This is a genomic window from Streptomyces sp. NBC_01707 (assembly GCF_041438805.1).
Classification (GTDB): domain Bacteria; phylum Actinomycetota; class Actinomycetes; order Streptomycetales; family Streptomycetaceae; genus Streptomyces.
Genome location: NZ_CP109190.1, coordinates 6,997,911 through 7,008,992, shown reverse-complemented (window position 1 = coordinate 7,008,992; position 11,082 = coordinate 6,997,911). Strand labels below are relative to the sequence as shown.

General features: G+C 69.7%; 9 protein-coding genes. 3 read left to right on the top strand and 6 right to left on the bottom strand.

The annotated features are described in order from the left end of the window. Positions 1–94: 94 nt before the first annotated feature. From OG963_RS31405 to OG963_RS31395, 3 genes are read right to left on the bottom strand one after another with little or no spacing between them, the layout of a single operon-like run. A complete protein-coding gene (locus tag OG963_RS31405) occupies positions 95–994 on the bottom strand; it encodes a sugar ABC transporter permease (protein WP_030926205.1) in 900 nt (299 codons plus the stop codon). Next, positions 991–2,004 carry a carbohydrate ABC transporter permease gene (locus OG963_RS31400; RefSeq protein ID WP_093774773.1) on the bottom strand — a complete coding sequence of 338 codons (1,014 nt, stop codon included), beginning with the start codon at positions 2,002–2,004 and terminating at the stop codon, positions 991–993. The genes OG963_RS31405 and OG963_RS31400 overlap by 4 nt, the downstream gene beginning before the upstream one ends. A gap of 22 nt (positions 2,005–2,026) precedes the next feature. Continuing rightward, on the bottom strand, positions 2,027–3,301 hold the full coding sequence (locus tag OG963_RS31395; RefSeq protein WP_030926201.1) for an extracellular solute-binding protein: 1,275 nt from the start codon (positions 3,299–3,301) through the stop codon (positions 2,027–2,029). Between the two features lie 405 nt (positions 3,302–3,706). Between OG963_RS31395 and OG963_RS31390 the strand changes: the two genes are divergently transcribed. Further along, positions 3,707–4,774: a LacI family DNA-binding transcriptional regulator gene (locus tag OG963_RS31390; RefSeq protein WP_093774771.1), complete on the top strand. Its 1,068-nt coding sequence runs from the start codon at positions 3,707–3,709 to the stop codon at positions 4,772–4,774. Positions 4,775–4,847: 73 nt separating this feature from the next. Beyond that, entirely contained in the window at positions 4,848–5,780 is a 933-nt protein-coding gene (locus OG963_RS31385; RefSeq protein ID WP_093774769.1) for a phosphatase PAP2 family protein, read from the top strand. An 82-nt stretch (positions 5,781–5,862) separates the two neighbouring features. Here the strand turns inward: OG963_RS31385 and OG963_RS31380 are convergent, their stop codons facing one another. Continuing rightward, a complete protein-coding gene (locus OG963_RS31380; protein ID WP_093774767.1) occupies positions 5,863–8,853 on the bottom strand; it encodes a bifunctional [glutamine synthetase] adenylyltransferase/[glutamine synthetase]-adenylyl-L-tyrosine phosphorylase in 2,991 nt (996 codons plus the stop codon). Between the two features lie 137 nt (positions 8,854–8,990). Here OG963_RS31380 and OG963_RS31375 point away from each other — a divergent pair, with 137 nt between their 5' ends. Next, on the top strand, positions 8,991–9,506 hold the full coding sequence (locus tag OG963_RS31375) for a pyridoxamine 5'-phosphate oxidase family protein (protein ID WP_093774765.1): 516 nt from the start codon (positions 8,991–8,993) through the stop codon (positions 9,504–9,506). A gap of 113 nt (positions 9,507–9,619) precedes the next feature. Here the strand turns inward: OG963_RS31375 and OG963_RS31370 are convergent, their stop codons facing one another. Next, the gene (locus OG963_RS31370; protein ID WP_093929574.1) at positions 9,620–10,432 is read right to left on the bottom strand and encodes a putative protein N(5)-glutamine methyltransferase; all 813 of its coding nucleotides are present in this window, start codon (positions 10,430–10,432) and stop codon (positions 9,620–9,622) included. Between the two features lie 201 nt (positions 10,433–10,633). Then, a complete protein-coding gene (locus OG963_RS31365) occupies positions 10,634–10,849 on the bottom strand; it encodes a hypothetical protein (protein WP_030926191.1) in 216 nt (71 codons plus the stop codon). Between the last annotated feature and the right edge of the window lie 233 nt (positions 10,850–11,082).

The following is an 11,082-nucleotide window of genomic DNA, read 5'->3' as shown; positions in this document are numbered from 1 at the left end:
CCCTGAGGTGTCTGGGTGGGGAGCGGCGCCGGGACCGGGTCGGGGATCCGGCGCCGCCGTTCCTTGGTGCGTGCGGGTCGTGCTGCTGGGTGCGTCAGCCCTTGACGGCCCCGGCGGACATGCCGGTCACCAGGTGGCGCTGGGCGAAGAGGAAGACCAGGGCCGCGGGTATCGCGATGAGCACCGACGCGGCGGTCATCGGCCCCCACTGGGCTCCGTACTGGTTGACGAACTTCTGCAGCCCGCCCGCGAGCGTGAGGTTCTCGTCGCCGACCATGAAGGCGGAGGCGTACGCGACCTCGCCCCAGGCGGTGATGAAGGAGTAGAACGCGGTGACGGCGAGGCCGGGCTTGGCGAGCGGCAGGATCAGCCGCCAGAACGTGCCGAACGGGGTGAGGCCGTCGACCTGCCCCGACTCGTCGATCTCGCGCGGGATGGTGTCGAAGAAGCCCTTCATCATCCAGGCGCAGAACGGCACCGCGATGGTGAGGTACGTGATGACGAGGCCGGCGGGCTGGTTGAGCAGGCCCAGGCTCGACATGATGTTGTAGATCGGCACGATGAGGACGGCGACCGGGAACATCTGGGTGATCAGCAGCGTCCACATCAGCCCGCGCTTGCCGGGGAACCGGAAGCGGCTGACGGCGTAGCCGGTGGTGGCGGAGACGAAGACGCCGAGGACGGTGGTGAGCCCGGCGATGACCAGCGAGTTGCCGAACCAGGTCAGGAACTCGGTGTCCTTGATCAGGTCCGTGTAGTTCTCGAAGGTCGTGTCCTTGAAGAAGTCCGTCGTCGTCGCGTAGGCGGCGGGCTTCAGCGAGGTCAGCAGGACCCACAGCACGGGGAACACGGCGATCACGGACGCCACGATCAGCGTGAGGTGCAGTCCGACGGAGGCCAGCGGCGAACGCTCGCCGCGCAGCCGGACCTTGCGGGCCGAGTGGCGCGCGGTGGGGGCGGCGCGCCGTGCGGTGGGTGCGGGGGCGGTGGTCACCAGTTATCTCCCTGCGTGCGGAGGACTCGCCGGTAGACCGCGGCGAAGAGCATCAGGAGGACGAGGATCAGCACGCCCCAGGTGGAGGACTGCGCGAAGTCGCGCGGGCTGATCTCGAAGGAGAACTTGTACGCCTGGGTGACCAGGATCTGGGTGGCCTCGCCCGGTCCGCCGCGGGTCAGCAGGAAGATCACCGGGAACATGTTGAACGTCCAGATGGTCGACAGCAGGATCACGGTGGTGGAGACCGGCCGGAGCCCCGGCAGCGTGATGTGGCGGAAGCGCTGCCAGGCGGTGGCACCGTCCATCTCGGCGGCCTCGTACTGCTCGCTGGGGATGGACTGCAGACCGCCGAGCAGGGCGACCATCATGAACGGCACGCCGAGCCACACATTGACGGCGATGACGGAGAGCTTCGCCCAGGTGGGGTCGTTGAGCCACGGAATGCCGTCGATGCCGGCACCGGAGAGGATCTTGTTCAGCAGCCCGCGGTCCTCGTTGTAGAGGAAGCGCCAGGCGAAGACGGAGACGAAGCCGGGGATGGCCCAGGGCAGGATCAGCGCCATCCGGTAGGCGGAGCGGCCGGCGATCCGGCGGTTGAGGATGTTCGCCAGGGCCATGCCGAGGACGAACGTGACGCTCACGCAGGAGACCGTCCACACCAGGGTCCACCCGAGCGTGCCGAGGAACTGGTTGCCCGTGAGCGCGTCGGCGTAGTTGTCCAGGCCGACGAACTTGTACGTCGCGGGCATGTGGTTGACGCCGATGGACCGTTCGACGTTGCGCTCATTGGCGTCGGTCAGCGACAGGTAGATGCCGCGGACCAGCGGGTAGCCGATGATCACGCCGATCACGACGACCACCGGGGCGACCATCGTCCAGGCGTACCAGTGGGTCGACAGAGTCCGCCGGAACCTGCTCGGGGGTGGGGTACCAGTACCGCGGCTCCGGCCGCGGGCGACGTCGTCGCCCGCGGCCGTTGCCACCGACTGGCTGGTGTGGACAGCCATCAGTCGGCCTGCCTTTCTCTGGCTACTTCCAGCCCTTGAGGAGCTTGCGGTAGGAGTCGCCGGTGGCCTTGGCGGCCTTCTCCGGCGTGGTCTGGCCGGTCAGGACCTTGGTGTACTCGGTGACGAGCGGGGCGAAGAGGCTGCCGGTCTCCGGGATCCAGGGACGCTCGACGGCGGTCTCGACGACCGGCTTGAAGAAGCCCACGATCTCGTTGTCGACGACGGCTTCCTCCGAGTAGGCGGAGGTACGGGTCGGCAGGAGGTTCAGCTCCTTGGTGACCTGGGCCTGGGTCTTCGTGGACGTCATGTAGTCGACGAAGGCGTAGGAGGCGTCGAGGTTCTTGGAGCCCGCGTAGACGGCCAGGTTGTGACCGCCCTGCGGGGCGCCCTGCGCGGCGGAGCCGGCCGGGACCGGGGCGACGCCCAGGTTGGCCTTGTCCTTGAACTCCTTGCCGGCGTAGGTGTCGGCGACGGCCCACGGGCCGTTGATGATCATGGCGACCTTGCCGTCCTTGAAGGACGACTGCATGTTCTCCCAGCCGTCCGTCGCGTCGGTCTTGGCCGCACCGGAGTCGACGAGGTCCTTGACGACCTTCATCGCCTTGACACCCTCGGGGTTGTCGACGGTGACGGACTTGGAGGACGCGTCGACGAGGTCGCCGCCCTCGCCGTACAGGAAGGAGAGGAACCAGTACGCGTCGTCGCCGCGCAGGTACAGGCCGGTCTTGCCGGTCTTTTCCTTGATCTTCTTGGAGACGGTCTTCAGCTGGTCGACGGTGGTGGGAACCTCGACGCCGGCCTCCTTGAAGATCTTCTTGTTGTAGAAGATGCCCATGGAGTCGATGACCTGCGGCACCGCGTACGTCTTGCCGTTGTACTTGGTGGAGGCGGCGGCCTGCTTGAGGAAGTCGTCCGCCTTCTGCAGGGCGGGGGTGCCGTCCAGCGGGGCGAGGTAGCCGAGGTCCGCGAACTCGGGGGTCCAGGCGACCTCGGAGCGGATCACGTCGGGAGCGCCCGAGCCGGACTGGGCAGCGTTCTTGAACTTGTTCTGCGCCTCACCGAAGGGCACGTTGACGTACTTGACGTCGACCTTCGGGTGCTGCTTCTCGAAGTCTTCGGCAATCTTCTTGAAGACCTTGTCCTCGCTGCCCACGGTGGAGGTGTCCCACCAGGTAACGGTCCCGGAGAGCTCGCCGGAGCTCTTGCTCGAGCCGTCGGACTTGTCATCGCTGCCGCAGGCGGTCGCCGCAAGCGCCAGGGCCGCGACCAGGGCGGTGGCCGTTATGCCACGTCGCATCTGAACTCCTTCAACTGCCGTACCGCTCCATCGCGGCGCCGGGTCGACGAGGAACGTAACAAGGATGAAAGATGGCCGAAAGAGTTTGCGGAAGATTTCTGCAAGCTTCGACGATCGTTACATTCGCGTGTCCTCACGGTTGCCGTCAAGCCCCTTGACGGGAGTGCCTCATCCCTGGCAGGAGAGGGGGCCGGTCGTGATTTCACAGTGCGACAATCCGACTGCAGCCCGCAGCCCGGCTTCGCAAGACCTTGCAAGACGTTGCGGCGGCACTGCAGATCGACCCGCGGCGGTGCGTACCGCTGCGACCACCGTCGGTCACCACCGCCCTCCGGACAGCACCGCAGTCGCCCGATTCCCGCGCATGGTGGGCAATCCGGGACGCGCCCGGTACAGTCCACTCCCATGACCGCACGGCTTGCCGATATCGCAACTCAGGCGGGGGTCAGCGAGGCTACGGTCAGCCGTGTACTGAACGGCAAGCCAGGTGTTGCTGCAGCCACCCGCGAATCAGTCCTCGCCGCGCTCGACGTCCTCGGCTACGAACGGCCGGTACGGCTGCGCAGGCGCAGCGCGGGACTGGTCGGGCTGATCACGCCCGAGCTGGAGAACCCCATCTTCCCGGCGCTCGCCCAGGTCATCGGTCAGGCGCTGACGCGGCAGGGCTACACGCCGGTGCTGGCGACGCAGACCCCCGGCGGTTCCACCGAGGACGAACTCACCGAGATGCTGGTCGACCGTGGCGTCTCCGGCATCATCTTCGTCTCCGGGCTGCATGCCGACACCTCGGCCGATATGCAGCGGTATGAGCAACTGCGCGCCCAGGGTGTGCCCTTCGTACTGGTCAACGGCTTCTCGCCGAAGGTGCAGGCGCCGTTCATCTCGCCCGACGACCGGGCGGCGATGCGGCTCGCGGTGACGCATCTGGTCTCGCTCGGCCATCAGCGCATCGGCCTTGCGGTCGGCCCCAAGCGTTTCGTTCCGGTGCTCCGCAAGATCGAGGGGTTCCGCTCCACCGTGCAGGAGCAGTTGAACCTCACCTCGGACGAGGTGGAGTCGCTGATCCAGCACTCGCTGTTCACGCTGGAGGGCGGCCAGGCGGCCGCCTCGGCGCTGATAGAGCGCGGGTGCACGGCGGTGGTGTGCGCGAGCGACATGATGGCGCTGGGCGCGATCCGGGCCGCGCGCCGGCTGTCGATGGAGGTGCCGCGCGACCTGTCGGTCGTCGGCTACGACGATTCGCCCCTCATAGCGTTCACCGATCCGCCGCTGACCACGATCCGTCAGCCGGTGACCGCGATGGGCCAGGCCGCCGTGCGCACCCTGCTCGAGGAGATCGGCGGCACACCGGCCCCGCACAGCGAGTTCGTCTTCATGCCGGAGTTGGTCGTCCGCGGTTCGACGGCCGCGGGGCCCGGCCCCGATCCGGCCGCTGCTTCCGGGGCGGAATCAGGGTCGCACGCCCGCCTGTAGGGGCATGATGTGCAACCGGAACCCGACCGGAGGATGATCGGGAAGAGGGACGCAACTGAAAGAATCGACGCCTATGGGTGAAGTGAGCGTGCAGTCACAGGACGGCCGACCGGCGGCCACCCCGTCACCCATCGCGGACGACGCGGCTCCCGAGACGCAGCGGGACGACAGGCCGGCACGGCTGCGTTCGCTGCGATCCCCCCGCCGGCCGCGCATCTATTTCGAGGTCCTGCTGATCGCGGTCAGTTACTGGGTCTACTCGCTGGTGCGCAACGCCGTCCCCGAGCAGAAGGCCGCGGCGCTCAGCAACGCCGACTGGCTCTGGTCGCTGGAGAACTACCTGGGCATCGCCGTCGAGCAGTCGGTCAACCATGCGGTGAACTCCGTGACATGGCTGATCGTCTCGATGAACTACTACTACGCGACACTGCACTTCGTGGTCACCATCGGTGTGCTGATGTGGCTGTTCCGTCGCCATCCCGGACGGTACGCGGCAGCGCGCCTGGTGCTGTTCGCGACCACGGGCGTGGCGCTGCTCGGGTACTACCTGTATCCGCTGGCGCCACCGCGTCTGATGAACGGCGGCCACTTCATCGACACCGTGCTGGTACACCACACCTGGGGTTCGATGGCCTCGGGCAACTTCAAGAACATGTCGAACCAGTACGCGGCGATGCCGTCGATGCATATCGGCTGGTCGCTGTGGTGCGGCCTGACCATCTACGCGCTGGCGTCGGCGCCCTGGGCACGCATCGCGGGCCTGCTGTACCCGGCGACCACACTGATCGTGATCGTGTCGACCGCCAACCACTTCTGGCTCGACGCGGTGGGCGGCATGACCTGCCTGGCGTTCGGCTACGCGGTGTCGTTCGCCTGGTACGGGTCGCTGCCGCACCACCTTCAGAAACGGGTCACGCGCCCGGCGGGGGCCAGACTTTCGGCGCTCGGCCCGGGCGCGCCGATCAGGGTCGGGCGGCCGGCCGCGGAGGCACCGGTGCGCCGGTAGCCGGCTGCTTCCTGGACCGCCGGGCCGGCCGACGTGGCCGGCCGGCCCTCGGATCGCCGCCTGCTGCGGTTCGTGGACGCCCTCACGCCCCGTAGAACCGCTCCTCCACCACCGCCCGCGCGCGCCGGGTGATCCGCCGGTAGTCGTCGAGCATGTCGCCGACATGACCCGGTTCGTATCCGAGATAGCGCCCCACGGCCGTCAGCTCGCGCGGGCCGGACGGGAAGGTGTCCCCGGGCCGGCCGCGTACCAGCATCACCGCGTTGCGGACCCGGGTCGCCAGCACCCAGGCCTCGTCCAGGGTCTGCGCGTCCTCAGCCGGGATCAGCCCGGCCGCACACGCGGCTGCCAGCGCCTCGCGGGTGCGGGTCGTGCGCAGCCCCGGTTCCGCCCAGCCGTGCTGCATCTGCATCAGCTGGACCGTCCACTCGACGTCGCTCAGCCCGCCGCGCCCCAGTTTGGTGTGGAGCGTCGGATCGGCGCCGCGCGGCATCCGTTCGGACTCCATCCTGGCCTTGAGACGGCGGATCTCGCGGACCGCGTCCTCCCCCAGCCCCTCCATCGGGTAGCGCAGCGGGGCGATCAGCTCGATGAATTCGCAGCCGAGATCCGCGTCGCCAGCCATCGGTTCGGCCCGCAGCAGCGCCTGGCTCTCCCAGACCAGCGACCACCGCCGGTAGTACGCCTCGTACGACTTCAGCGTCCGCACCAGCGGGCCGCTCTTGCCCTCCGGACGCAGATCCGCGTCGATCATCAGCGGCGGATCGGCGGTGGGCAGCTGCAGCAGCCTGCGCATCTCGCCGACGACGGTGTTGGCGGCCCGGGCGGCCTCGTGTTCGTCGACGCCCTCACGCGGCGCGTGCACGAACAGGACGTCGGCGTCGGAGCCGTAACCGAGCTCGTGGCCGCCGAACCGGCCCATGCCGATGACCGCGAACCGCGTCGGGAGGGTGTCGCCCCACCGTTCGCGCACGGCGGCCCGCAGCGCGCCCGCGATCGTGACGGCGTTCAGATCGGTGACCGCGTTGCCGACCCGGTCGACGAGTGCGCCGGGGTCGGGTTCGGCGGGGTTCTCCTCCGTGCCGTACGAGCCGATGAGATCCGCGGCCGTCGTACGGAACAGTTCGCGTCGCCGCACCCCGCGGACCACCGCGACCGCGGACTCGGCGCCGTCCGCCCGCCCCACCGCGGCGAGCACCTCCTGCTCCAGATGGGCGCGGCTGCGCGGTGTCAGCCCCTGCGGGTCGCCGAGGATCGCGACCGCCTCGGGGGCCCGCAGCAGCAGGTCGGGGGCGAGCCGGCCGGCCGACAGGACGCGGGCGAGATTCTCCGCGGCCGCACCCTCGTCGCGCAGCAGCCGCAGGTACCAGGGGGTCTTGCCGAGCGCGTCGGACACCTTGCGGAAGCCGAGGAGTCCGGCGTCCGGGTCGGCGGAGTCCGCGAACCAGCCGAGCAGCACCGGCAGCAGGGTGCGCTGGATGGCGGCCTTGCGGGAAACCCCGGACGACAGCGCCTCCAGGTGCCGGAGCGCGGCGGCCGGATCGGCGTACCCGAGCGCTTCGAGCCGGTGCCCGGCAGCCTTCGCGCTGAGCCGGGTCTCGCCGGGCGCGAGCTGGGCGACGGCGTCCAGCAGCGGCCGGTAGAACAGCTTCTCGTGCAGCCGTCGCACCACGGACGCGTGCCGCTTCCACTCCTGGTTGAGCTCGGTGAGCGGGTCCGTACGCATCCCGAGGGAACGCCCGAGCCTGCGCAGGTCCGCCTCGTCTTCGGGGACGAGGTGGGTGCGGCGCAGCCGGTACAGCTGGATGCGGTGCTCCATGGCCCGCAGGAAGCGGTACGCGTCGTCGAGCTGCGCGGCGTCCACCCGCCCGACGTAGCCGCCCTCGGCGAGCGCCCGCAGGGCCTCCAGGGTCGAGCCGCTGTGCAGGGAGGCGTCGCTGCGGCCGTGCACGAGCTGGAGCAGCTGTACGGCGAACTCGACGTCCCGCAGTCCACCGGGTCCCAGCTTGATCTCCCGGTCGACACGGTCGGCGGGGATGTTGTCGACGACGCGGCGGCGCATCTTCTGTACGTCACCGACGAAGTTCTCCCGGTCCGCGGCCTGCCACACCAACGGCGAGACGGCGTCGACGTACTCCGCGCCCAGCTCGGGGTCGCCGGCCACCGGCCGGGCCTTGAGCAGCGCCTGGAACTCCCACGTCTTGGCCCAGCGCTGGTAGTACGCGAGATGCGAGGACAGTGTCCGTACGAGCGGCCCGTTGCGCCCCTCCGGGCGCAGGTTGGCGTCGACCGGCCAGATGGTGCCCTCGACGGTCGTGTCCGAACAGATCCGCATCATGTGCGCCGCCAGTCGGGTGGCACCCTGCACGGCCTTGCTCTCCTCGGCGCCGTCGAACGGTTCCGCCACGAAGATGACGTCGACGTCGGAGACGTAGTTCAGTTCGTGACCGCCGCACTTCCCCATCGCGATGACGGCGAGGCGGCACACGGCGGCGTCCTCGGGGGCGGCCGTGCGGGCGATGGCGAGCGCCGCGCGCAGCGTCGCCGTCGCCAGGTCGGCGAGTTCGGCGGCGGTCTCGGCGACATCCGTCGTACCGCACACATCGCGGGCCGCTATGGCCAGCAGGCACCGGCGGTAGGCGACGCGCAGCGAGTCCGGATCGCCGGCCTGGGCGAGCTCGTGCTCGAACTCGGCCACCCCCGGGTGCAGATCGGTGGCCTCGTACGTGACGAGCGCGTGCCAGTCCCCGGGGTGACGCGCCAGATGGTCGCCGAGCGCCTCGGACGCCCCGAGCACCCCGAGCAACCGGTCCCGCAGCGGCTTGGCGGTGATGAGGGTGTCCAGCAGGACCTGCCGTTCGTCGGCGTCCACGGCCTCCACCAGCCGGACGAGCCCCTTCAGCGCCAGATCCGGGTCGGCGGTCGCCCCGAGCGCGTCCAGCAGGACCGAGTCGGTACGCACGGTCGAAAGAGCCGGCAGGTCCAGCAGCCGCTCGGCGGCGGACGGGTCGGTGAAACCGTGCCGCAGCAGTCTGGTGAACGTACTGCTTCTGCGCCCCGGCACCGTCGTCATTCCGTGCTCTCCTGCTCGCCGCCCGATCACTTTCCAGCTTTCCGAGCCTAGCCCCGCACCGATGAATTCGGAGCGGGTGCGCGGTCCACACTTCGCAGGCACGATCCCTTTCAGGACCCGCTCAGGAGGAGGTCACCGTGTCCGGACACCGGCCCATCGCCGAGCTGCACCCCGGCTACAGCGACAAGGACGCGACCGCCCGTCCGTGGTCGGAGGCGGTGGCCGTGCTGACGCGGGCGGAGGTGTTCTGGCTGTCCACGGTCCGGCCGGACGGCCGCCCGCATGTCACGCCGCTGATCGCACTCTGGTCGGACGACGCCCTGCACTTCTGCACGGGCCCGGCCGAGCGCAAGGCACAGAACCTGACGACGAACCCGGAGGTCGTGGTCACGACCGGCACCAACATGCTGCACCAGGGCTTCGACGTGGTGGTCGAGGGCCGGGCGGACCGGGTGACGGACGAGGCGCGGCTGACCCGGCTGGCCGAGCTCTGGGAGGCGAAGTACGGGGCGGACTGGCACTTCGAGGTCCGTGCGAGCGCGTTCGCCAACGCCGCGGGGGGCCGCGCGGAGGTGTTCGCGGTGGTCCCGCGCACGGTCTTCGGCTTCGGCAAGGGCGAACCGTACAGCCAGACGCGCTGGCGCTTCGGCTGAACGGTGACCGGCGCGGTGTGCCGGCCGGTACCACCGCCGTCCCCCACGCGAAGCCTGACGACGCGGCTGCGCACTGCGGCTGAGCGGGGCCGCTCAGCCCGTCCCGGGGCGGGCTAGCTTCCGTGTCCGGTACCGGGTCTGGTGCCGATGACGACGGTGGCGTACAGCTCGTCGGAGGTGACCACCCGCGCCGTCAGTCCGCTCCGGGCGACGGTCTCCTCGGCCCGCGCCGCCTGCCGTTCGCTCGTCTCGACCAGCAGATGTCCGCCCGGCGCCAGCCACTGAGGCGCCTCGGCGGTCACTCTGCGCAGCACATCCAGCCCGTCGTCCCCGCCGTCGAGCGCCACCCTCGGTTCATGGACCCGGGCCTCCGCGGGCAGGAGTTCGACGTCCTCGCTGGGGACGTACGGCACATTGGCGAGCAGAATCCCGACACGGCCGCGCAGCGACGCGGGCAGCGGTTCGAAAAGGTCGCCCTCGTACACCTCTCCCGCACCGGCGACATTGCGTCGCGCGCACCGCACCGCGGCGGGTTCGACATCGCTGGAGTGCAACTCGACCCGGTCCAGGGCCGCGGCGAGCGCGGCACCCAGCGCACCCGAACCGCAGCACAGATCGACGACGACGGCGGGCCCGTCCGCCGGACGGCTGAGGTCGACGGCCTGGTCTACGAGGAATTCGGTACGGCGCCGGGGGACGAAGACTCCGGGATCCACCGCGATCCGCAGACCGCGGAACTCGGCCCAGCCGAGGACGTGTTCGAGAGGCAGACCGGCTGTCCGCCGGTCCACCATGGCGGCGAGTTCGGCCGGGTCCGCGGCCGTGGAGAGGATCAACTCCGCCTCGTCCTCGGCGAATACACAGCCGGCGGCGCGAAGTCTGGTGACGATGACGGAGTAAGGGAGCGGTGTGGAGGAAAGCGACATGGAGCGGAGCCTTTCGGGAAGCCGATGGGTGCTCCGCGGTCCGCCTATACCGGTCCGACCACGCAATCGCGAGAGGTGAGCACCCAGCCTGATACAGCGGTAATGGGTCTCACCTCCTCGGTATGTCCCCGTGCTGGGGTCGGCAACACTACCGGAATCGAGTCCCGGCTCCCGCCACGGGCCGTACGCGTGGACGGCCGGTCAAGGGCGGCGGCCGCTACCGCCGTCGAGGAACCGGTTGTGGACCGCGGCCGAGCTGTTGTCCGCGCGAGTCTGCCGGATCGCATCGCGGGCCTGCCGCTCGATCTCCTGCCCGTCGAAGTTCTCGGTCCTGCGCCGCGCCTTCAGCTGCAGCTTGACGACGAGCGCGACGATCAACGCCAACAGCCCACCGAGCAGCACCAACACGCTTGCCATGAAACCCCCCGTGTCCGGGCCCACACCCTGCCCTGGCCGCATTGTCGCCCGCAGGACACACCTCGTCCAGAGCCCCGGGCCCATGGACGTCCGGGGCCGGCGGGACGGCTTCGGGCCGACGGTGGGAAGACCGTCGGCCCGAAGCCACATACGTTGTGGAGCCGATGCCGACCCGGTCCTTCGTCGGGGCCGGGGGCTACTCGTCCACGTGAGAAGTTCGCTGCTTCATCCAC